The following is a 25,092-nucleotide window of genomic DNA, read 5'->3' as shown; positions in this document are numbered from 1 at the left end:
CTCGTCCCGCGGCCGGGTATTCGATCCATGTGGGAGCTTTCATTGCCCCTGCGGGAAGCGGCGGACAGCTTTCCGCTAGCCATGGACAACACCAACACTGGGAAAGAGGCGCTGTTCAGTCCGGGCTGTGAGCCCGTGGTCGAGGATGAAGAGCGCCGTCGGCTCTTGTGGCTGATGGCGGAGTACTTCCGCACCATCGGCTGCACGGATCTCAAGGCCCGACTGCCCGGCTTCATGCCACCGCCCATTCTTTCGGGCACCATCGAGGACCATCGGCCAGACTTCACCTGCCGACAGTCCGATTCGGCTCGCACCCCCATCATCCTGGAGATCGTCACTCCGGGCATGGTGGAAGACCCCACCACGGAGAACCGCTGGAGCCTCCTGTCCAGCGCCGCCAAGCTCTACAACGCGGAGCTGCACTTCGTGGTCCCCAAGTGGGCGTCCAGGGGAGCCGTTGATCCGGTGCTCAAACGGCGGCTCGCTCGCATGGAGCTGACGGCCAACCGGGTCTGGACGGTCTGAGGCCCCCGTTTCGAGCGTTCATCCCGAAGTGCCCGCCCCTCTCAAAGAGGGGCGGGCGCGGATTGCCGGACCTTCTGCCTGCGTTATAGTGATTTCGAAGAGTACGCGGGCTTGGAAAGTCCAATAAATCCAGGGGTTTGAACGCAATGCCAGCGGCGGCGGGCCAGAAGCGCGACTACTACGAGGTACTGGGGGTCCAGAAGAACGTCTCGGGGCAAGAGCTCAAGAGCGCGTTCCGCAAGGTGGCGTTGCAGTACCACCCGGACCGGAACCCCGGAAACAAGGACGCCGAGGAGAAGTTCAAGGAGGCCTCGGAAGCCTATGAGGTGTTGAGCGACCCCGAGCGCCGGGCCCGGTATGACCGGTTCGGCCATGCGGGCGTGGGTGGCGCGGCCGGGGGAGACCCGTTCGGCGGCGGCTTCCAGGGCGTCAACATCAACGACATCTTCGGGGAGATTTTCGGAGACATCTTCGGGGGGCGGGGGGCCGGGGCCGGGTGAGCAACCGCGGCGCGGACCTGCGCTTCAACCTGGAGATTTCCTTCGAGGAGGCGGCGTTCGGCTGCCGTCCGAAGGTGCCGATTCCGCGCCCGAAGAAGTGCGACACGTGCAGTGGCTCGGGCAGCAAGAGCGGCTCGGCGCCCAAGGCGTGCGGTACGTGCGGCGGCACGGGCGAGCTGCGCTTCACCCAGGGCTTCTTCGCGGTGAGCCGGCCGTGCACGGACTGCGGCGGCACGGGCGCGGTGGTGCCGGACCCGTGCGGCAAGTGCCGGGGCTCGGGCAAGGTGCCGGCCGAGGAGGTCATCGAGGTCAACATCCCCGCGGGCGTGGACAACGGCACGCGGGTGCGGCTCGGTGGCATGGGCGAGCCAGGTGACCGGGGCGGGCCTTCGGGTGACCTGTACGTGACGGTCATCGTCCGGGAGCACTCGCTCTTCCAGCGCGAGGACTACGACGTCTTCTGCGAGGTGCCCATCTCCTTCACGCAGGCGGCGCTGGGCGCGAAGATCGACGTGCCCACGCTGGACGGGAAGGTGAAGATGACCATTCCCGAGGGCACGCAGTCGGGCAAGGTGTTCCGGCTCAAGGGCAAGGGCATTCCGCACCTGCACAGCGGCCAGCGGGGAGATCAGCACGTGCGCGTGATGGTGGAGACGCCCACGGGGCTGACGCAGAAGCAGCGCGAGCTGCTCGAGAAGTTCGCCGACGCCAGCGGGGAAGAGGTGCACCCGCAGTCGAAGAACTTCTTCGAGAAGGTGCGCGAGCTGTTCGGCTGAGCTGAATCACCCCTCTCCCACCGGGAGAGGGACGGGGTGAGGGTGCCGCGGACCACGGAGTCCGGGCACCCTTTTCCATTTCTGGAGGTCCCTACTGCACGGTGATGATCTCTGACAGGGACAGCACGCCCGAGATGGGGATGGGGAGGTTGAACACCTGCTGGAGGATGTCGTTGTCCGGGGTGGTGTTCACGTCGAAGGTGAAGACATACGAGCGGCCCGAGGACAGCAGCCCGGGCGGCAGCCGCGTGCGGGTGTCATTCGTCCGGATCGAGCCCACGTACTGGCTCACCGTCGCGGAGCCCTCCACCGAGAGCTCGTGAATGAAGACGATGTAGTGGTAGCGCTCGCCCGGAACGGGAGGAGGCGCCACCCAGCTCAGCTCGGGCGTGGTGGTGGTGAGGGTGACGGGCTGCTGCGCGTCCATGCCCTCGATGCGCGGCTGCTGCACGGTACTGAACTCGGGGGCGATCTTCCCGGAGAAGAACCCGGGGAACTGCTCCGAGTGGGAGGCGCTGCCGGCGATGATGGCCGGCGTCTCCGTCCCGGGCAGCTGGTAGGTCACCGCGAAAGCGGTCTCCGTGGTGCCCACGGGCATCCAGCTCGCGGGATAGGGATTGGCGTAGGTGAGGGTGGTGCGCAGCTCGTCCACGAGGGGCGGCAGGCCAATCTCCACGAGCAGGGGAATGGGGCTGATGGTGCCGTAGGTGTGCGGCATGGGCTGGACGTCGACGATCATCACCTGCGCGGCCACGCTGGCGCGCGGATGGATGGCGGGGGCCAGGTTCCTGAACGCGGCCATGTCCCAGTGCAGGGGCGCCGTGAGCGCGGGAGGCTCGGCCATGGTGCCGGAGATCGTCTGGGTCTCCCCCGGCTTGGACTGGAACTCGGGAGCCTCGAAGGAGCGGCTGACGGAGCGGTAGCTCAACGTCCCGCCACCCTCGATCGGGGCGGTGCGGCTGGTGAGCTGGGTGAGCAGGACACGGTCCCCCTGCGCCGGGTCGATGAGCGGCTGGCCCGTGCGGACCGTATAGGTGAAGGTGCCCGAGGTGTCCCCGGGGGTGGTGGAAGGCGCGAGCCGGTAGCGCGCCACATTGAGGTTGGTGGAGTAGAGGGTGAGGCCGTCCGTGCTCTGGTACGGGTGGAGGTTGTCGAGGTCGAAGACGATCGTCGCGCCGCTGATGTCCGCGGGCTGGGTCGCGGCGTCGGGCCGGCCGATGCTCGTGTTCGTGGAGAGCTTCACCTCCCGGGAGTCCGTCACCACGAAGGTGGTGGGATCGAAGCTCAGGTAGTACGGGCCGGCGGGGACGTTGGGGATGACGAAGGTGCCGTCCGCCTTGCCCACCCCTTCATGGGTGACGAAGGTGCCACCCTCCTCGACGAGCGCCTTGGGGGCGGTGGTGGTGAGGTCCACCGGGCGGCGGACTTCCCCGGCGGTCGTCAGGGAGAGCATGTCCAACTGCCCGGTGACGTCGGGAGGTACCCCCGCGTCGGTGCCCGCGTCCGTCCCCCCATCTGGAGGGGGCTCCGTGGGGGACGAGGGACAGCCGGTCGACGCCAGGGTGAGCGCCAGACAGGACACGAGGGAGAGCAGAGAAGGAGTCGATCGCATCCTTCTCAAATACCGCGAAACCAAGAGGTTTGACTACGAAGCAACCCGCTGCCCGTCCGCCTCCGGCTCCACGAGGCGGCCCGAGTCCAGCCGGACGAGCCGGTCGGCCACGTGGAAGTAGCGATCGTCGTGGCTGATGACGAGCACGGCCTTGCCCGCGCGCTTCATCTCGGGGAGCAGCTCCTCGTAGAAGATCTGCTTGAAGACGGGGTCCTGGTCCGCGGCCCACTCGTCGAAGACGTAGATGGGGCGGTCCTCCAGCCACGAGGCGAGCAGCGCCAGGCGCTTGCGCTGGCCCAGGGACAGCTCGGTGGTGGAGAGCTTCCCGTCGGTGACGCGCACCTTCTGGTCCAGGTTCAGCCGCTTCAGGTAGTGCGCCACCTTGTCGGAGCGCTCGGGCGGAGCCAGGCCGAGCAGGCTCTCGAAGAGGTGGAAGTCCGAGAAGACGGTGGAGAAGAGCTGGCGGTAGGTGTCGCGCGTCTCGTCGGTGACGGGCTGGCCGTCCAGCCGCACCTCGCCGGACTCGGGGGTGTAGAGGCCGGTGAAGAGCTTGGCGAGGCTCGTCTTGCCGCTGCCGTTGCCACCCACCAGGAAGAGCAGCTCGCCCGGCGCCAGGCTCAGGTTGATGGGCCCGAGGGTGAAGCGGCTGTCGTCGTTCTCGCGGTGGTAGGTATGGGTGACGTCCACCAGCTCCAGCTTCTGGAAGGCGCGCGAGGCCGTGTTCGCGGCGAGGGCCCGGGACGGCTCGGCGGCGGTCTCCAGGGACAGGCCCATCTCCTCCACCTTCTTCATGGCCACGTCGGCGCGCGCCAGGAAGGGGACGAACTCGGTGAGCGTCTGCAGCGGCTGCTGCAGGTAGAGCACGGTGAGCGTGTAGCCCGTCAGCTCGGCCAGGCTCAGCGGGCTGAAGGCGGGCATGGCGAAGATGAGCAGGCCGATGACGACGAAGAACAGGAACATGCCCCAGCTGCTGCTGGCCGAGTAGATGTTGAGGCTGCGCGTGTAGATGTCGCGCAGCGAGCCGGCCGTGCCCTCGAGCTGCTCGCCGAGGAAGACCTCGCGGCGGTTGCCGTTGAGCTTGAGCTCCTTGATGCCCTCGGTGAGCGAGCGGAAGTGCTTGAAGAGCACGTCCTGGGTGTTGCGGGCCTTGGCGAGCCCGCCCGTGGCGAGGCCCGTGAGCAGGGTGAACGACAGCACGCCCAGCGTCATGAAGACGATCATCCCCAGGAAGAGCTTCCAGGAGAGCCACGCCATCCACCCCAGGCAGCCGATGAGGATGGCGGCGTTCACCACGATGAGGGGCAGCAACATCATGCCGTTGCTGACCGTGACGATGTCGTCCGTCAGGGTGGCGATCATCCGGTGCGCGCCCAGCTCCTCGAAGCGGCGCAGGGGCGCCGAGAGGATGCTGCGGCTGAGCCGCAGGCGCATGTTGTAGAGCGCGCCCTGCTGCATCCCGTTGAGCAGCACCTGCGAGCAGATGCGGGTCGACAGGGACAGCAGCATCAGACCGATGAAGCTGCCCACCAGCACGCTGTCCGGCGTGTCGGTGCCGGTCAGCTTGCGGTTGATGAGGGCGATGAGCGCGGCGCTGCTGCCACCCGACAGCAGGCCGCACAGGGCCGACAGGAAGACGCTGCCTCGCGAGGCGCGCAGCAGGAGGGCAAGGAGTTTCATGGGGTTTTGGTCGTCACAGAGGCCCGCTCGTGGGCGCGTTCGAGGTACTCGCGCAGTCGCTCGGCCACGGCCTGCACGGCGGGAGGCTGCAACAGCTCGAAGTGTGCGCCGGGCACCTCATGGATGTCCAGCTTGCCCGGAGGCGCCAGGGCCCCCCAGCCGCGATCCTCCGCCTGGCCGGGTACCGGCTTGCTGGCGCGCAGCAGGGTGAGCGGCCCGCCCGCGTGGGCCGCGGGCTGGTAGCGCCAACTCGCTCGCAGGTTGGCCTCGAAGACGTTCCGCAGGGCGCGCACCTGCTCCACCCCCACCTCGGGCAGGGCGAGCTGGGCCTTGCGCGCTCCCTCCATCAGGACGTGGAGCAGCTCCTCCCGTCTCAGCGTCTTCACCTGCTCCTCGGGCACCTTGAAGCCGTTGCCGATGAGGTCCTCCACCAGGCCCACGAAGGCCTGCTGCAGGGCCTCGTCCTCGTTCTGGATGTTGGCGGGCCGTCCGGAGGGCACCTGCGAGTCGATGAGCATCAACAGCTCCACCTGCTCGCCCTGACGCTGGAGCTGCTGCGCCATCTCGTAGGCCACCACGCCACCCATGGACCAGCCACCGAGCAGGTAGGGCCCGGAGGGCTGGACGGTGCGCATGGCGTCCACGTAGAGGGCCGCCATCTCCTCGACCGTCTGGCACGGAGGCAGCGAGCCGTCGAGCCCGCGCGACTCGAGAGCGTAGAACGGCTGCTGGGGGCCGAGCTGACGGGCCAGCTCGGAGTAGCCGAGCACGGTGCCGCCCACCGGGTGGACGACGAAGAGCGGACGGCGGGGGTTGCCCGGCTGCACCGGCACGAGCGGCACCAGGGGAGACCAGGCCTGCGGCACCCCGCGCAAGAGCTGCGCGAGCTGCTCCACCGTGGGCGCCTGGAAGAGCGCGGCCAGCGGCAGGGTGCGGCCCGTCACCTCGCGCAGCCGGCCCATGAGGCGCACGGCGAGCAGCGAGTGGCCACCCAGCTCGAAGAAGTGGCTGGTCGCGCCCACGGGCCGCACGTCCAGCACCTCCTCCCAGATGCGCGCCACCTGGAGCTCCAGGGCATCGCGCGGCGGCACGTAGGCCCCCGCCGCCTCGATGCGGCCCTGCTCCGGGGCGGGCAGCGCCTTGCGGTCCACCTTGCCGCTGGAGTTGAGCGGCAGCTTCTCCAGCGCCACGAAGGCCGAGGGCACCATGTACTCCGGCAGCTTCTGGCGCAGGGCACCGCGCAGCTCGGCCAGGTCGAACGGCTGACCGTCCCGCGCCACGAGGTACGCCACCAGCCGCTTGTCTCCCGGCGTGTCCTCGCGCGCCACCACCGTGGCCTGCTGCACACCCGGGTGGCTGGAGAGCACCGCTTCGATTTCCTCCAGCTCGATGCGGAAGCCACGCACCTTCACCTGGAAGTCCACGCGGCCCAGGTAGTCGATGGTGCCGTCCGGCAGCCAGCGCACCAGGTCGCCGGTCCGGTACAGGCGGGCACCCGGCTGCGAGCTGAACGGATCCGCGACGAACTTCTGCGACGTCAGCTCGGGCCGGCGCAGGTAGCCGCGGGCCACGCCGGAGCCACCGACATACAGCTCGCCGGGGACACCCACGGGCACGGGCTGCATGCGCTCGTCGAGCACGTAGCCACGCACGTTGGGCAGCAGCTTTCCGAGCGTGGGCTTCGGCCAGTCACGCACCTCGCACGCCGTGGTGTCCACCGTGCACTCGGTGGGGCCGTAGACGTTGAAGAAGCGGGTGCGCGGGTGCTGGGACAGCGTGGTCCACAGCGCCTCGTCCAGCGCCTCGCCACCCACGAGCACGCGCGTGGGCACGTTCTCCGTCCGGGTGGCCAGGCCCGCGCCGAGCAACAGGCGCAGGTGCGAGGGCGAGCAGTCCAGCACGTCCACCTGGTCGCGCGCCAGCAGCGCCAGCAGCGCGTCCACGTCGCCACGGGCGGTCTCGGGAACCATGCAGAGCGCGTGGCCATCGAGGATCCGCACGAGCTGCTTCACCGACGCATCGAAGGACAGCGGCGCGTTGAGGGTGACGCGCTGCGGGGCCTTGACGTCGGCGTACACGGTGCTGGCCAGGGCGTGGCGCAGATTGAGCACGGAGCCCTGCTGGATCATCACGCCCTTGGGCACGCCGGTGGAGCCCGAGGTGTAGATGACGTAGGCTAGGTCACCGGGGCCGTTGACGAGGGGCGGGTTCTCCACGCTCTGGCGGGCGAGCAGCCCGTCCTCGGCGTCCAGGCAGATGACCTGGGCGGTGGGGGACTGGAGCCTCGGGAGCAGGTGGCGCTGGGTGAGCAGCACCGGGGCCTGCGAGTCCGTGAGCACCAGGTTCAGACGCTCCTGCGGGTAGGCGGGGTCGAGCGGCACGTAGGCGCCGCCGGCCTTGAGGATGCCGAACACGGCCACCACCTGCTCCAGCGAGCGCTCCAGGCACATGGCCACCAGGACATTGGGACCGATGCCCCGTGCACGCAGCAGGTGCGCGAGCTGGTTGGCGCGCTGGTTGAGCTCGCGGAAGGTGAGCTGGCTGCCCTCGAACATGAGCGCCAGCGCCTCCGGGGTGCGAGCCACCTGGGCCTCGAACGCGGCGGGCAGCGACGGCTCGACGGTGAAGTCCCGCCGGATGTCGTTCCACTCCACCAGCAACTGGCGCCGCTCCTCGCTGGTGAGCAGCGGCAGCCGTCCCAGGCTCTGCTCGGGGTCCGCGACGGCTCCCTCCAGCAGGACGCTCAGGTGTCCGGCCATGCGCGCGGCCGTGCTGGCGTCGAACAGGTCCGCGTTGTAGCGGAGCTGGCCGGAGAGCGCCCCGGCGTCCTCGGCGAAGGTGAGCGACAGCTCGAAGCGGGCCGTCTCGGCCTCCACCTCCAGCGGACGCAGCGTCAGCCCGGGGGACTCCAGGGCCTCCGTGGGCGTGTTCTGGAAGGTGAGCATCACCTGGAAGAGCGCCGAGCGGCTCAGGTCGCGCTCGGGCTGGAGCTCCTCGACGAGCTTCTCGAAGGGCACCTCCTGGTGGGCGTACGCCCCCAGCGTCGTCTCACGGACCTGGGCCAACAGGGCGCGGAAGCTCTGTTGCGGCGACAGGCGCGTGCGCAGGACCAGGGTGTTGACGAAGAAGCCGATGAGGCTCTCCACCTCGCCCCGGTTGCGGCCGGCGATGGGCGAGCCGACGCTGATGTCGTCCTGCCCGGAGTACCGCGAGAGCAGCACCTGGAAGGCCGCCAGCAGCAGCATGAAGGGCGTGACACCCTCCCGCTGGCAGAGCTTCATCAGGGCCCGCGAGAGCTCCGCGGACAGCACCACGGGCTGGCTGCCGCCCCGGTGGGTCATCACGGGAGGCCGAGGCCTGTCCGTGGGCAGCTCCAGCGCGCGCGGCGCACCGGCGAGCTGCTGACGCCACCAGCCGAGCTGCTGCTCCAGGACTTCACCCTGGAGCCAGCCGCGCTGCCAGGCCGCGAAGTCCGCGTACTGCACGGGCAGCTCGGGCAGCGGCGACGCCTTGCCCTCGCTGAAGGCCTGATAGAGCGCCGCCACCTCGCGCACCAACACGCCCAGGGACCAGCCGTCCGAGACGATGTGATGCATGGTGACCACGAGCACGTGCTGCTTCGCGTCCAGCCGCAGCAGCAGGGCGCGCAGCAGGGGCCCGCTGCCGAGGTCGAAGGGCTTCAGCGCGCTCTCGGTGCTGAGCCGCCGCACCTCGGCCTCCAGCCCGGAGGCGGGCTGGGCGCTCAGGTCCACCACTTCCAAGGGCAGCGTTCCGTGCTCGGCGATGACCTGCACGGGCTCGCCCCGCGCAATGGCGAACGTGGTGCGCAGCGACTCGTGGCGGCGCACCAGCTCGGACAGCGCGCGCTCGAGGGCCGCGACATCCAGCGTGCCTTCCAGCCGCACCGCCGTGGGCATGTTGTAGAACGAGCCGCCCGGCTGGAGCTGATCCAGGAACCACAGGCGCTGCTGCGCGAACGAGAGCGGCAACTGCCCGTCACGCGACACGCGCACGAGGGCGGGCGCCTGGACTCCCTGGCCGGCCCGGACGGCCGCGTCGAGCCTCGTCGCCAGTGCGGCGATGGTGGGAGCCTCGAAGAGATCGCGCAGGGGCAGCTCCACCCGGAAGGCCGTGCGGATGCGCGAGAGCACCTGCGTGGCCAGCAGCGAGTGGCCACCCAGCTCGAAGAAGTTCTCGTGGACGCCGATGCGGGGCGCCTTGAGGACCTCGGACCAGAGCTGGGCGAGCAATTGCTCCGTCTCGTTGCGCGGGGCCACGTACTCCTGGCTCGTCTGCGCCTGGTCCGGCACGGGCAGGGCCTTGCGGTCCACCTTGCCGTTGGGCGAGAGCGGCAGCTTGTCGAGCACCATGAGCGCCGAGGGCACCATGTACTCGGGCAGGCTCTGCTTGAGGAAGGTGCGCAGCTCGGCGGCCGCGAGCGTGTGCTCCGGCTTCGCCACGAGGTACGCCACCAGGCGCTTGTCGCCCGGCGAGTCCTCGCGCGCCACCACCACCACGTCGCGCACGCCCGGGTGTCCCCGGAGCGCCGTCTCGATCTCCCCCAGCTCGATGCGGAAGCCGCGCACCTTCACCTGGTTGTCGATGCGGCCCAGGTACTCGAGCTCACCGTCCGGCAGGTAGCGGACCCGGTCGCCGGTGCGGTACAGGCGCTCACCGGGCGTGGTGGAGAACGGGTTGGGCACGAACCGCTCGGCGGCCAGCTCCGGACGGTGCAGGTAGCCGCGGGCCAGTCCCGCTCCGCCCAGGTAGAGCTCGCCCGGCACGCCCACCGGCACCAGCTGCATGTGGGCGTCCAGCACGTGGCCCTGCGTCCCCGCCAGCGGCCTACCGATGGTCGGCTCCTTCTGGGCGTCGCGGGGCACGCGCACGTACGTGGAGTACGTGGTGTCCTCCGTGGGTCCGTAGAGGTTGTAGAGGCCCTCCACGTGGGGCAGCTCGTGGAGGAGCTTCGCGAGGGCACCGGTGAGCGGCTCGCCCGCGAGGTTGATGGTGCGCACCGAGGTGGGCACCCCCTGGCTCCTCACCAGCTCCGCCATGGCCGAGGGCACGGTGTTGACGAGGGTGACCTCGTTCCGGGCCTCGAGCGAGGGCAGCGCCAGGGCGTTCTCCGCCACGATGACCGCGCCACCGGAGCTCAACGGGGCGAAGAGCTCGAAGACGGAGAGGTCGAAGTTGAGCGAGGTGGCCGCGAGCACGCCGGCGAGCTGCTGGGACGAGAAGACGCGCAGCGCCCAGTGGATGAAGGCCACGGCGTTGTGGTGCTCCAGCGAGACACCCTTGGGCCGGCCGGTGGAGCCGGAGGTGTAGAGCACGTAGGCCAGGTTGCTGGGGTGCACCGGGGCCCGGAGCCGCTCGGCGGGCAGGGCGTCGAGCTCCGCCTGGGCCTCATCCAGCAGCACCACGTGGGCCGAGTGCGCGGGCAGCGAGCGCGACGGACGCCGCTGGGTGAGCAGCACGGGCACGCGCGTCTCCTGGAGCATGTAGCCCAGGCGGTCCTGTGGGTAGGCGGGATCCAACGGCACGTAGGTGCCACCGGCCTTGAGTACGCCCAGCACGGCGAGCACCAGGTGCTCGGTGCGCTCCAGGCACACGCCGACCTTGGCCTCGGGGCCCACGCCCAACTGACGCAGACGGTGGGCGAGTTGGTTGGAGCGGCGCTCCAGCTCCCGGTAGGTGAGGCGCCGGGTGCCGGAGATGACGGCGATGGCGTCCGGCGTGCGCTCCACCTGCGCCTCCACGAGGTGGTGGAGGCAGGTGTCGCCCACCGGCTGGGGCAGCGGCTCGCTCCAGTCCACGAGGAGCTGGCGGCGCTCCGCCTCGTCCAGCGGAGACAGCTCCCAGAGCTTGCGCTCGGGGGCGGCGACGATGCCCTCCAGCAGCACGCGCAGGTGCCCCAGCATGCGCTGGATGGTGGAGGCCTCGTACAGGTCGGTGTTGTACTCGAGCTCTCCGGCGAAGCCCTGCTCCGTGTCCATGAAGCCCAGGGTCAGGTCGAACTTGGCCGTGTTGCCATCGAGCGCCAGCGGACGCAGCGTCAGGCCGGGCAGGGACTGCTCCGGCATGGGCGCGTTCTGCACGGTGAACAGCACCTGGAAGAGCGGCGAGCGGCTCAGGTCGCGCTCGGGCTGGAGCTCCTCGACGAGCTTCTCGAAGGGCACTTCCTGGTGGGCGTAGGCGCCGAGCGTGGTGTCGCGCACCTGGGCCAGCAGCTCGCGGAAGCTGTGCTGGTGCGACACGCGGGAGCGCAGCACGAGGGTGTTGACGAAGAAGCCGATGAGCCCCTCCACCTCGCCGCGGTTGCGGCCGGCGATGGGCGAGCCCACGGAGATGTCGTCCTGCCCGGAGTAGCGCGAGAGCAGCACCTGGAAGGCGGCCAGCAGCACCATGAAGGGCGTGGCGCCCTCCTTCTGGGCCAGTGCCTTGAGGCCCTGGGACAGCGCGAGCGGCAGCTGCACGCTGGACGTGGCACCGTTGTGCGTCTGCACGGGCGGACGGGGCTTGTCCGTGGGCAGCTCCAGCGCACGCGGTGCATCCGCGAGCTGCTGGCGCCACCAGCCGAGCTGCTGCTCGAGCACGTCACCCTGGAGCCAGCCGCGCTGCCAGGCCGCGTAGTCCGCGTACTGCACGGGCAGCTCGGGCAGGGGCGACGGCTTGCCCTGCGTGAAGGCCGCGTAGAGCGTGGCCACCTCGCGCACCAGCACGCCCATGGACCAGCCATCGGAGAGGATGTGGTGCTGGGTGATGACGAGCACGTGCTGTTGCGCGTCCAGCCGCAGCAGCAGGGTGCGCAGCAGGGGCCCATTCTGGAGGTCGAAGGGCTTCAGCGCGCTCTCGGTGCTGAGCCGCCGCACCTCGTCCTCCCGCTCGGAGGCGGGCAGGGTGCTCAGGTCCACCACCGGCAGGGACTGCGCGCCGTGAGGGGCGATGACCTGCACGGGCTGTCCCTCGTGGGTGCCGAACGTGGTGCGCAGCGACTCGTGGCGGCGCACCAGCTCGGACAGCGCGCGCTCGAGGGCCGCGACGTCCAGCGAGCCCTCCAGCTTCACCGCCGTGGGCATGTTGTAGAACGAGCTGCCCGGCTCGAGCTGATCCAGGAACCACAGGCGCTGCTGAGCGAAGGACAGGGGCAGGAGCCCGTCACGCGAGGCGCGCGTGATGGGGGGAGCCTGGACGCCCTGGCCGGCCCGGACGGCCTCCTCGACCTTGAGCGCCAGCATGGCGACGGTCGTGGCCTCGAAGAGCACGCGCAGCGGCAGCTCCACCTGGAAGGCCTCGCGGATGCGCGAGAGCACTTGCGTGGCCAGCAGCGAGTGGCCGCCCAGGTCGAAGAAGTTCTCGTGCACGCCGACGCGGGACACGTGGAGCACCTCGGCCCAGAGCTGGGCGAGCCGCTCCTCGGTGGCGTTGCGCGGGGCCACGTACTCCTGGCTCGTCTCCTCGCGCTCCGGCATGGGCAGGGCCTTGCGGTCCACCTTGCCGTTGGGGGTGAGCGGCAGCTTGTCGAGCTTCACCAGCGCGGCCGGCACCATGTAGTCCGGCAGCTTCTCCTTGAGGTCGGCCTTCAGCGTGCCCACCTCCAGCTCCTGGCCCTCGCGCGGCGCCACGTAGCCGACCAGGCGCTTGTCGCCCGGGGAGTCCTCGCGCACGAGCACCACGGCCTCGCCCACGCTCGGATGCGCGAGCAGCGCCGCTTCCACCTCGCCCAGCTCGATGCGGTAGCCGCGCACCTTCACCTGCGCGTCCACTCGGCCGAAGAACTCGAGTCCGCCCCACGGCAGCCACCGCACGATGTCTCCGGTGCGGTAGAGCCGCTCACCGGGCTCGCTGGAGAAGGGATTGGGGACAAACCGCTCCGCCGTCAGCTCCGGGCGGTGCAGGTAGCCCCAGGCGAGGCCCTCGCCGCCGATGTAGAGCTCACCCGGCACGCCCACGGGCACCGGCTGCCCGTTGCGGTCGAGCACGTACAGCGTCGTGTTGGACACCACCACGCCGATGGGCACGTGCGTCGCGCCCGGGGGGACCTGCTCCACGCGGTGCCACGAGGCCATGACGGTGCTCTCGGTGGGGCCGTACGCGTTCACGAGCGTGCCCGGGGCGCCCTTGCTCAGCACCTCGCGGGCCGTCTTGGGGTCCATGGCCTCGCCACCGGCGATGAGGTAGCGCAGCCCCGAGAAGATCCCCGGCCGCTCCATGCCCATCTGGTTGAAGACGGCGGTGGGGAGGATCATCGCGTTGATGCGCGTGCGCTCCAGGTGCTCGCCCAGGGCCTTGGAGGACAGGAGGACCTCCTTGGGGACGCCCACGAGCCGGGCGCCATTGAGCAGCGCACCCCAGATCTCCAGCGTGGCCGGGTCGAACGAGGAGCTGATGCCCTGTGCCACCCGGTCCGTGTCCTTGTACTGGACGTGGTTGGTGTCGCGGACCAGCCGGGCCACGCCCAGGTGGGGCACGCACACGCCCTTGGGCTTGCCGGTGGAGCCGGAGGTGTAGATGACGTACGCGGCCTGCGCGGCGTCGATGGGCCGGGCGAGCGGCTCGGACGGCTGCTGGCGGATGAGGGACAGATCCTCGTCCAGGCACACCACCGTGCGGTCGCCGAGCGGCAGGGCCTGCACGAGGTGACGCTGCGTCACCACGACGCGGGCCCGCGTGTCCTCGAGCATGAAGGCCAGGCGCTGCTGCGGGTAGGCGGCGTCGAGCGGCACGTAGGCGGCGCCGGCCTTGAGGATGCCGAGCATGCCGACGACGAGATCCGCGGAGCGCTCGGCGCAGATGCAGACGAGGTCGCCCGAGCGGACGCCCCTGGCCGCCAGGTAGTGGGCGAGCTGGTGGGTGCGCGTGTCGAGCTCACCGTAGGTCAGCTGCGTCTCGCCGAACTCGAGGGCGACGGCCTCGGGGTGCAGGCGGACGCGCTCCGCGAAGAGCTGGGGAATGCTGTGCTGACGCGGGAAGTCCGTGCGGGTCTGGTTCCAGTCCACCAGCACCTGCTGGCGCTCCTCGGCGCCGAGCAGGGAGATGTCCTGGAGCTTGCGATCCGGCGCGGCGACGATGCCCTCGAGCAGCACGCGCAGGTGCCCCAGCAGGCGCTGGATGGTGGGGGCCTCGTACAGGTCGGTGTTGTAGTCCAGCGCTCCGGAGAAACCCTCGTCGGTCTCCGTGAGGCCCAGGGACAGGTCGTACTTGGCCGTATCTCCCTCGAGCATCAGCGGGCTGAGCTTCAGCCCCTGCGTGGCCAGCTCGGGCATGGGCGCGTTGAGCATGGCGAACGAGACCTGGAAGAGCGGCGTGCGGCTCAGGTCACGCTCGGGCTGGAGCTCCTCCACCAGCTTCTCGAAGGGCACGTCCTGGTGGGCGTAGGCGCCGAGCGTGGTGTCACGCACCTGGGCGAGCAGCTCGCGGAAGCTTTTCCGCCCGGAGATGCGCGAGCGCAGCACCAGGGTGTTGACGAAGAAGCCGATGAGGCCGTCCACACCACCGCGGTGACGGCCGGCGATGGCCGAGCCGACGCTGATGTCATCCTGTCCTGAGTAGCGGGAGAGCAGCACCTGGAAGGCGGCCAGGAGCACCATGAAGGGCGTGGCGCCCGCCTCGTGCCCCAGGGCCTTGAGCGACTGGGACAGGGGGAGCGGCAGCTGCACGGTGGCGGTGGCGCCGCGGTCGGTCTGCACGGGAGGCCGGGGCTTGTCCGTGGGCAGCGCGAGCGCACGGGGCGCGTCCGCGAGCTGCTGGCGCCAGTAGCCGAGCTGCTGCTCGAGCACCTCGCCCTGGAGCCAGCCGCGCTGCCAGGCCGCGTAGTCGGCGTACTGCACGGGCAGCGCGGGCAGGGGCGAGGCCTTGCCCTGGGTGAACGCCTCGTAGAGCGCGGCGATCTCCCGCACCAGAACGCCCATGGACCAGCCGTCCGAGACGATGTGGTGCATGGTCAGCAGCAGCACATGGGACTGCTCCTCCTGCCGCATCAGCAGGACGCGCAGCAGGGGCCCGCGGCCGAGGTCGAACGGCTTCAGCGACTCCTCCATCGCCAGCCGGCGGATCTCGGCCTCACGCTGGGAGGAGGGCTGGGACAGGAGATCCACCACCCGCAGGGGCAGCGAGCCCTGGGGGGAGATGAGCTGTACCGGCTGGCCGTGGGCCTGGCCGAAGGTGGTGCGCAGCGACTCGTGGCGCTGGACCAGCTCCTCGAAGCTGCGCCGCAGGGCGTCGACGTCGAGCTGCCCGTCCAGCCGAACCAGGATGGGGATGTTGTAGAAGGCGCTGCCCGGCTGGAGCTGATCCAGGAACCACAGGCGCTGCTGGGCGAACGAGAGCGGCAGGTGCCCCTCGCGAGACACCCGATCGAGCGCCGGAGCCTGGGGCGCGGAGCTCGTTCCGCTCGTGGCGTCGATGCGCCCGGCGAGCCCCGACAGCGTGGGCGAGTCGAACAGCTCGCGCAGGGCGATCTCCACCTGGAGGACCTCGCGGACGCGCACCACGACCTGCGTGGCCAGCAGCGAGTGGCCACCCAGCTCGAAGAAGTCATCGTTGAGACCCACCCGCTCCACGCCGAGCAGCGAACGCCAGATCTCCGCGAGCTTCACCTCGGTGTCGGTGCGCGGCGCCTCGAAGGAGGCCTCATCCGAGCGCGCGCCGTCCGGAGTGGGCAGGGCCTTGCGGTCCACCTTGCCGTTGGGCGAGAGGGGCAGGGTCTCCAGCACGACGTAGGCCGGAGGCACCATGTACTCGGGCAGCCGCTCCTTCATCCAGGCGCGCAGGGCCGTGGTGTCCGGAGCGTCGTCCCTGGCGGTGACGTAGGCCACCAGGCGCTTGTCGCCCGGGACGTCCTCGCGCACCACCACGACGGCCTCACGCACCTGGGAGTGCTGGGTGAGCACGGTCTCGATTTCACCCAGCTCGATGCGGAAGCCGCGCACCTTCACCTGGGCATCGCGGCGGCCGAAGAACTCGATGCGGCCGTCCGGCAGGTAACGGGCGAGGTCGCCCGTGCGGTACAGGCGGGCGCCGGGCTCGGTGCTGAACGGATGGGGCACGAACTTCTCGGCCGTCAGCTCGGGCCGGTTGAGGTAGCCGACCGCGAGGCCGTCGCCACCCGTGTACAACTCGCCAGCGACACCGACGGGCACCGGCTGCATGGACGCATCCAGCAGATAAACCTGGGTGCTGGCGATGGGCTTGCCGATGGACACCGAGTGGCCCACCTGTGACAGCTCCCGCATGGAGTAGCAGCAGGTGAAGGTGGTGTTCTCGGTGGGGCCGTAGCCGTTGACGAGCATGCTGCCCTGGGCGAGCCGCTCCTTCACACGGCCCACGGGCAGCACGTCACCACCGGCGAGCAGCTGACGCACATGGCGCAGGGACTGGGCCTGGGTGGCCTGCATCTGCTCGAAGAGCGCCGCCGTCAGCCACAGGGTGGTGATGCCGTTGCGAACCAGCGAGGCGCCCAGCTCATCGAGCGAAGGCGTACCGGCCGGGTACACGACGAGCTTGGCGCCATGCAGCAGCGCGCCCCAGAGCTCCAGCGTCGAGGCGTCGAAGGAGATGGGAGCCAGCTGGAGGAAGACCTCCTGGGGGCCCAGGTCGATGAAGGAGCTGCCCTTCACCAGGCGCACCACACCCCGGTGCGGCACGCACACGCCCTTGGGGCGGCCCGTGGAGCCGGAGGTGTACATGATGTACGCGACGTTCTCGGCGGTGACACCGGAGGCAACGTTGTCCTCGGGCTGCGCCGCGACCTGGTCCCAGTCGGCATCCAGGCAGACGAAGAGTGCGCCCTGGGCGGGCAGCTCATCGGCCAGGCTCTCCTGGGTGACGATGACCATCACGCCCGTGTCCTGGAGCATGAAGGACAGGCGATCGGCCGGGTAGGACGGATCCAGGGGCACGTAGGCGCCACCGGCCTTGAGGATGCCGAGGATGCCGACGACGAGCTCCAGCGAGCGCTCCAGGCACAGGCCCACGCGCGACTCGGGACCGACACCGAAGGCACGCAGGTGGTGGGCGAGCTGGTTGGAGCGCTGGTTGAGCTCCCGGTAGGTGAGCGTCTGGCCCTGGTACTCGATGGCGATGGAGTCCGGGGTGCGCTCGACCTGGGCCTCGAAGAGGGCGGGAATGCTGGCGTCGCGCGGGTAGTCCACGCGCGTGGCGTTCCAGTCCACGAGGAGCTGGCGGCGCTCGGACTCGGTGAGCAGCGGCAGGTGACGCAGCTGCTGCTCCGGGTGGGCCACGACTCCCTCGAGCAGCACCTGCAACTGCGCGAGCATGCGCTGGGCGGTGGAGGCCTCGAAGAGGTCGACGTTGTACGCCAGCTCACCGGCGAAGCCATCGGCCATCTCCTGGAAGCCCAGGGACAGGTCGAACTTGGCCGTGTTGTTGTCGAGCATCACCGGCCGCAGCGTCAGACCGGGCAGCGCCAGCTCGGCCTGGGGCGTGTTCTCGAAGGTGAACGAGACCTGGAACAGCGGCGAGCGGCTCAGGTCACGCTCGGGCTGGAGCTCCTCGACGAGCTTCTCGAAGGGCACTTCCTGGTGGGCATAGGCGCCGAGCGTGGTGTCGCGCACCTGGGCGAGCAGCTCGCGGAAGCTCTGCTGGGGCGAGAGCCTGGAGCGCAGGACCAGGGTGTTGACGAAGAAGCCGATGAGCCCCTCCACATCGCCCTGGTTGCGGCCGGCGATGGGCGAGCCCACGCAGATGTCCTGCTGTCCCGAGCTGCGCGAGAGCAGCACCTGGAAGGCGGCCAGGATGACCATGAAGGGCGTGGCGCCCTCCTTCTGGGCCAACGTCTTGATGCCCTGGGTCAGGGGGAGCGGCAGCTGCGTGAGGCAGGTGGCGCCGCGGTGGGTCTGCACGGGCGGACGAGGCTTGTCCGTGGGCAGCTCCAGCACGCGAGGCGCATCCGCCAGTTGCTGACGCCACCAGCTGAGCTGCTGCTCGAGCACCTCTCCCTGGAGCCAGCCGCGCTGCCAGGCCGCGTAGTCCGCGTACTGCACGGGCATCTCGGGCAGCGGCGAGGGCTTGCCCTGGGTGAAGACCTCGTAGAGCGCGGCCACCTCGCGCACCAGCACTCCCAGGGACCAGCCGTCGGAGATGATGTGGTGCAGGGTGATCATCAGCACATGCTGCTGTGCCTCCAGCCGCAGCAGCAGCGCGCGCACCAGGGGCCCGCGGTGCAGGTCGAAGGGCCGCATCGCGTGCTCGGTGGTGAGCCGGTGCATCTCGGCCTCACGCTCGGCGGAGGGCCGCGAGCCCAGGTCCACCACCTCCAGTGGCATCACGCCGTCGGGGGCGATGATCTGCGCGGGCTGGCCCTGTGCCTTGCTGAAGGTGGTGCGCAACGACTCGTGGCGCCGCACCAGCTCGGACAGCGCGCGCTCGATGGCCGCGGCGTCCAGCGTGCCTTCCAGCTTCACGGCCGTGGGCACGTTGTAGAAGGCGCTGCCCGGCTCGAGCTGATCCAGGAACCACAGACGCTGCTGCGCGAAGGACAGGGGCAGGTGCCCGTCACGCGAGACGCGCGTGAGCGCGGGCGCCTGGACACCCTGGCCCGCCCGGATGGCCTCGTCGAGCTTCAACGCCAGCGCGGCGAGCGTGCTGGCCTCGAAGAGCGAACGCAGGGGCAGCTCGACCTGGAAGGTAGAGCGGATGCGCGACAGCACCTGCGTGGCCAGCAGCGAGTGGCCGCCCAGGTCGAAGAAGTTGTCGTGGATGCCGACGCGTGGCACCCGGAGCACCTCGGCCCAGAGCTGCGCGAGGAGCCGCTCGGTCTCGTTGCGAGGAGCCACGTACTCCTGGCCCGTCTGCGCCTGATCCGGCACGGGCAGGGCCTTGCGGTCCACCTTGCCGTTGGGGTTGAGCGGCAGCTTGTCGAGCTTCACCAGGGCGGCCGGGACCATGTAGTCCGGCAGCTTGTCCTTGAGGTAGCCCTTGAGCTCGCTCACCTCGAAGCCCTGGCCCTCGCGAGCCACCACGTAGCCCACCAGGCGCCTGTCGCCCGGGGAGTCCTCGCGGACCATGACCACGGCCTCGCCCACGCCGGGGTAGCCCACGAGCGCGGACTCGACCTCGCCCAGCTCGATGCGGAAGCCACGGACCTTCACCTGCGAGTCCACGCGGCCCACGAACTCGAGGCTTCCCTCGGGAAGCCAGCGCACGACGTCGCCGGTGCGGTAGAGCCGCTCTCCAGGCTGGGTGGAGAAGGGATGGGGGACGAACTTCTCGGCCGTGAGTTCGGGACGGTGCAGGTAGCCCCAGGCGAGGCCCTCGCCGCCGATGAACAGCTCACCGGGCACGCCTACGGGCGCGGGCAGGCCGTTGCGGTCGAGCACATACAGCGTCGTGTTGGACAGCGCGCCACCGATGGGCACGGTCGTCACGTTCTGCCCCACCTGCTCCACGAGGTACCAGGTGGCGAAGGTGGTGCTCTCGGTAGGGCCGTACACGTGCAGCAGCTTGCCCGGCGCGCCCTTCTGGAGGACCTCGCGCACCCACTTGGGATCGGAGGCCTCACCGCCGAAGTGCAGCTGGCGCAGACCCGAGAAGGACTGGGGCCGCTCGCGAGCCACCTGATTGAAGAGGGCGGTGGTGACGAACAGCACGTTGATGCGCGTGCGCTCCAGGTGCTCGCCCAGGGCGCGGGCCTCGAGGGCCACTTCCTTGGGCACACCCACCACGCGGGCGCCGTTGAGCAGCGCGCCCCACAGCTCGAAGGTGGCCGCGTCGAACGAGGCGTTGGAGGCCTGTCCCACGCGGTCCGTCTCGTTCAGCTCGATGAAGTTGGTGTTGCGCACCAGCCTCACGACGGCCTGATGAGGGACGCACACGCCCTTGGGCCTGCCGGTGGAGCCCGAGGTGTAGATGACGTACGCGGCCTGCATCGAGTCCACGGACAGCGGGAGCGGCTGGGCGGACTGCTGGCCGATGAGGTGCAACTCCTCATCGAGGCACACCACGGCGTGGTCGCCGAGCGGCAGGGACGACACGAGGTGGCGCTGGGCCACGACGACGCGGGCCTGGGTGTCCTCCAGCATGAACGCCAGGCGCTGCTGGGGATAGGACGGGTCGAGGGGGACGTAGGCGGCACCGGCCTTGAGGATGCCGAGCAGGCCGACGACGAGGTCGGCGGAGCGCTCGACGCAGATGCCCACGAGGTCTCCGGAGCGCACGCCCTTGGCGGCCAGGAAGTGGGCGAGCTGGTTGGCGCGCGTGTCGAGCTGCGCGTAGGACAACTGCGTCTCACCGAACTCGAGGGCAATGGCCTCGGGGTGGAGGCGGACGCGGTCCTCGAAGAGCTTGTGGATGCTGTGCTGACGCGGGAAGTCCGTGTGGGTCTGGTTCCAACCGGTCAGCACCTGCTGCCGCTCGGTGGTGCCGAGCAGGGACAGCTCGCGGAGCTTACGGTCCGGAGCGGAGACGATGCCCTCCAGCAGCACCTGGAGCTGCTCGAGCATGCGCCGGGCCGTGGAGGCCTCGAACAGGTCGGTGTTGTACTCCAGGTCTCCGGCGAAGCCCTCGGCGGTCTCCTGGAGACCGAGCGAGAGGTCGTACTTGGCCGTGTCGCCATCGAGCGCCAGCGCGCTCAGCTTCAGCCCGTTCGACGCCAGCTCCGGCATGGGAGCGTTCTGCACGGCGAACATCACCTGGAAGAGCGGCGAGCGGCTCGGGTCCCGCTCGGGCTGGATCTCCTCGACGAGCTTCTCGAAGGGGATCTCCTGGTGCGCGTAGGCGCCCAGCGTCATCTCCTTCACCTGGGCGAGCAGCTCGCGGAAGCTCTGCTGCCCGGAGATGCGCGAGCGCAGCACCAGCGTGTTGACGAAGAAGCCGATGAGGCCCTCCACCTCGCCGCGATTGCGGCCGGCGATGGGCGAGCCCACGGAGATGTCGTCCTGTCCCGAGTAGCGGGACATCAGCACCTGGAAGGCGGCCAGCAGCACCATGAAGGGCGTGGCGCCTTCCTTCTGGGCCAGCGTCTTGAGGGACTGGGACAGGGCGAGCGGTAACTGCGTGCGGCAGATGGCGCCGCGGTACGTCTGCACGGCGGGCCGCGGCTTGTCGGTGGGCAGCTCCAGGGCGCGCGGTGCATCCGCGAGCCGCTGACGCCACCAGCCGAGCTGCTGCTCCAGGACCTCGCCCTGGAACCAGCCACGCTGCCAGGCCGCGTAATCCGCGTATTGCACGGGCAGCTCGGGCAGGGGCGAGGGCTTGCCCTGGGTGGAAGCCTCGTAGAGCGCGGCGAGCTCGCGCACCAGCACGCCCATGGACCAGCCGTCCGAGACGATGTGGTGCATCGTGAGCATGAGCACGTGCTGCCGCTCCTCCAGCCGCAGCAGCAGGGCGCGCAGCACGGGCCCACGTCCGAGGTCGAAGGGCTTCAGCGCCTCCTGGGTGGTGAGGCGGCGGACTTCGGCCTCACGCTCGGCGGAGGGCACCACGCTCAGGTCCACCACCTGCAGCGGCAGCGAGCCGTGCGGAGCGATGAGCTGCACGGGCTGGTCTTGCTGGGTGGCGAACGTGGTGCGCAGCGACTCGTGGCGCTGGACCAGCCCGTTGAGGCCGTTCTCGAGGGCCGCGACGTCCAGCGAGCCCTCCAGCTTCACGGCCATGGGCACGTTGTAGAAGGAGCTGCCCGGCTGGAGCTGATCCAGGAACCACAGGCGCTGCTGCGCGAAGGACAGCGGGAGGGTGCCCTCGCGAGAGACGCGCGTGATGGCGGGAGCCTGGGCTCCCCGCCCGGTCCCGAGGGCCGCGTCGATGCGCTCGGCCAGTCCGGCCAGCGTGGGCGCATCGAAGAGGTTGCGCAGGGGCACATCCACCTGGAAGGCCTCGCGGGCACGCACCACGACCTGCGTGGCGAGCAGCGAGTGGCCACCGAGCTCGAAGAAATCGTCGCCGAGGCCCACGCGCTCCACGCCGAGCAGCGCGCGCCAGATCTCCGCCAGCTTCACCTCGGTCTCGGTGCGCGGCGCCTCGAAGACCTTGTCCGAGCGCGCGCCATCCGGAGCGGGCAGGGCCTTGCGGTCCACCTTGCCGTTGGGCGAGAGCGGCAGCGACTCCAGCACCACGTAGGCCGGAGGCACCATGTACTCGGGCAGCCGCTCCTTCATCCAGGCGCGCAGCGCGCCGCTCTCGGGCGCGGTGTCCTTGGCGACGACGTACGCCACCAGGCGCTTGTCGCCCGGCACGTCCTCGCGCACCACCACCACCGTCTCGCGGACCTGCGGGTGCTGCGCGAGCACGGACTCGATTTCGCCCAGCTCGATGCGGAAGCCACGCACCTTCACCTGCGCGTCGCGGCGGCCGAGGAACTCGATGCGGCCGTCCGGCAGGTAACGGGCGAGGTCGCCCGTGCGGTACAGGCGGGCACCGGGCTCGGTGCTGAACGGATGGGGCACGAACTTCTCGGCCGTCAGCTCCGGACGGTTGAGGTAGCCGACCGCGAGGCCGTCACCACCGGTGTACAGCTCACCCGCGACACCGACGGGCACCGGCTGCATGGACGCATCCAGCAGGTACACCTGGGTGCTGGCGATGGGCTTGCCGATGGACACCGAGTGGCCCACCTGCGCGACTTCCCGCATGGGGTAGCAGCAGGTGAAGGTGGTGTTCTCCGTGGGGCCATAGCCGTTGACGAGCATGCCGCCCTGGGAGAGCCGCTCCTTCACACGGCCCACGGGCAGCACGTCACCACCGGCGAGCAGCTGACGCACATGGCGCAGGGACTGGGGCTGGGTGGCCTGCATCTGCTCGAAGAGCGCCGCCGTCAGCCACAGAGTAGTGATGCCGTTGCGAACCAGCGAGGCGCCCAGCTCATCGAGCGAAGGCGTACCGGCGGGATAAACGACGAGCTTCGCGCCATGCAGCAGCGCACCCCACAGCTCCAGGGTGGAGGCGTCGAAGGAGATGGGCGCCAGCTGGAGGAAGACCTCCTGGGGGCCCAGGTCGATGAAGGAGCTGCCCTTCACCAGACGCACTACGCCCTTGTGGGGTACGCAGACACCCTTGGGCCGGCCCGTGGAGCCGGAGGTGTACATGATGTACGCCACGTTGCCGGCGCTGACACCGGAGGAGACATTGCTCTCGGGCCGCACCGCGACCTGGTCCCAATCGGTATCCAGGCAGAGGAAGAGCGCGTCCTGGGCGGGCAACTGACTGGCCAGGCTCTTCTGGGTGACGATGACCTTCACGCCCGTGTCCTGGAGCATGAAGGTCAGGCGGTCCGCCGGATAGGACGGATCCAGGGGCACGTAGGCGCCGCCGGCCTTGAGGATGCCGAGGATGCCGACGATGAGTTCCAGCGAGCGTTCCAGGCACAGACCGACGCGCACCTCGGGCCCCACGCCGGAGGCGCGCAGGTGGTGGGCGAGCTGATTGGCCCTCTTGTTCAGCTCACGATAGGTGAGCGTCTGGCCCTGGTACTCGATGGCGATGGAGTCCGGGGTGCGCTCGACCTGGGCCTCGAAGAGCGAGGGGATGCTGGCGTCGCGCGGGTAGTCCACGCGCGTGGCGTTCCAGTCCACCAGCACCTGCTGCCGCTCCGCCGCGCTCTGGATGGGCAGCTCGCGGACCTTGCGGTTGGGCTCGGAGACGATGCCCTCGAGCAGCAACTGCATCTGCTCGAGCATGCGCTGGACCGTGCCCGGCCCGTACAGGTCGGTGCTGTACTCGACCTCCCCGATGAAGCCTTCCTCCTGCTCCGTGAAGGTGACCGTCAGATCGAACTTGGACGTGTCGCCCTCGATCGCCAGCGGCTTCATCTTCAGCCCCGGCAGTGCCAGCTCCGGCACCGGCGCGTTCTGCACGGCGAACATGACCTGGAAGAGCGGCGTGCGGCTCTGGTCGCGCTCGGGCTTCAGCTCCTCGACGATCTGCTCGAAGGGGATGTCCTGGTTGGCATACGCCCCCAGCGTCATCTCCTTCACCTGGGCCAGCAGCTCGCGGAAGCTCTGCTGGGGTGAGACGCGGGCGCGCAGCACCAGGGTGTTGACGAAGAAGCCGATGAGCCCCTCCACATCGCCCCGGTGGCGGCCGGCGATGGGCGAGCCCAGCAGGAAGTCGTTCTGCCCCGAGTTGCGGGCCATCAACACCTGGAAGGCCGCCAGCAGCACCATGAAGGGCGTGACACCTTCCTTCTGGGCCAGTGCCTTGATGGACTCGGAGAGCCCCTTGGGCAGCATCCGCGTCATCCCGGCGCCCTTGAAGGAGATCCGGGGCGGGCGGGGCTTGTCCGTGGGCAGCTCCAGCACCTGCGGAACGCCCTCGAGCTGCTTGCGCCAGTAGTCGAGCTGCTTCGTCAGCACGTCGCCCCGCAGCCACTCGCGCTGCCAGGCCGCGTAGTCCACGTACTGCACCGCCAGCTCCATCAGCGGCGACGGCTTGCCCTGCACGAAGGACGCGTAGATCGCGCCCATCTCCCGTACGAGCACGCCCATGGACCAGCCGTCCGAGACGACGTGATGCATGGTCAGCAGCAGCACGAAGTCCTGCTCGGCCAGCCGCAGCAGGCTGGCGCGCAGCAGCGGACCCCGCTGGAGATCGAAGGGCTTGCTCGCCTCCTCGATGGCCAGCCGCCGCACCTCGGCGTCGTGCTGGGCGGTGGGCAGGTTCCTCAGGTCCACCGTCTCCAGGGTGAGCTCCGCCTGGGGCGCGATGACCTGCACCGGCTGGCCCTGCTCCGTGCGCAGCGTGGTGCGCAGCGACTCGTGACGGCGCAGCAGCTCGTTGAAGCACCGCTGCAGCGTGGGGACGTCCAGTGCTCCCGTGAGCTGGATGGCCACGGGGATGTTGTAGAAGGCGTTGTTCGGATCCAGCTGGTCCAGCAGCCACAGCCGCTGCTGGGCGAAGGACATCGGGTGCAGATCCGTGTCGCGAGTCCGCCGGGGAATGATCGCCCTGACGACGTTGGTGGCGGCCTGCTTCTGACGAAGTTGACGCAGCAGCAGCTCCCGCTTCTCGGGGGGGAGCGATGCGAGGCGGTCGTAGACGTCACTCATTT

General features: G+C 69.8%; 4 protein-coding genes and 1 pseudogene. 2 read left to right on the top strand and 3 right to left on the bottom strand.

Annotated elements, in window-relative coordinates; genetic code table 11:
• Positions 1-81: 81 nt before the first annotated feature.
• Both Q664_RS05980 and dnaJ read left to right on the top strand, forming a co-directional pair.
• Positions 82-525 (top strand): hypothetical protein, encoded by a 444-nt coding sequence (locus tag Q664_RS05980; protein ID WP_043390796.1) that lies wholly within the window; start codon positions 82-84, stop codon positions 523-525.
• A 146-nt stretch (positions 526-671) separates the two neighbouring features.
• Positions 672-1,801: pseudogene (gene dnaJ / locus Q664_RS05975) on the top strand (molecular chaperone DnaJ).
• 91 nt (positions 1,802-1,892) lie between these two features.
• Here the strand turns inward: dnaJ and Q664_RS05970 are convergent.
• The 3 genes from Q664_RS05970 to Q664_RS05960 are packed head-to-tail and all read right to left on the bottom strand — an operon-like array spanning position 1,893 to position 25,090.
• Positions 1,893-3,413, bottom strand: a complete 1,521-nt coding sequence (locus tag Q664_RS05970) for a hypothetical protein (protein ID WP_152621939.1) — start codon at positions 3,411-3,413, stop codon at positions 1,893-1,895.
• 33 nt (positions 3,414-3,446) lie between these two features.
• Positions 3,447-5,090 (bottom strand): cyclic peptide export ABC transporter, encoded by a 1,644-nt coding sequence (locus Q664_RS05965; protein ID WP_043390792.1) that lies wholly within the window; start codon positions 5,088-5,090, stop codon positions 3,447-3,449.
• On the bottom strand, positions 5,087-25,090 hold the full coding sequence (locus Q664_RS05960; RefSeq protein ID WP_043390790.1) for a non-ribosomal peptide synthetase: 20,004 nt from the start codon (positions 25,088-25,090) through the stop codon (positions 5,087-5,089). Before Q664_RS05960 ends, Q664_RS05965 begins: the two co-directional genes overlap by 4 nt.
• Between the last annotated feature and the right edge of the window lie 2 nt (positions 25,091-25,092).

This window comes from Archangium violaceum Cb vi76 (genome assembly GCF_000733295.1).
Classification (GTDB): Bacteria; Myxococcota; Myxococcia; order Myxococcales; family Myxococcaceae; genus Archangium; species Archangium violaceum.
Note: the sequence above shows the minus strand (reverse complement) of the source record. Positions and strands in the feature narration are given on the sequence as shown.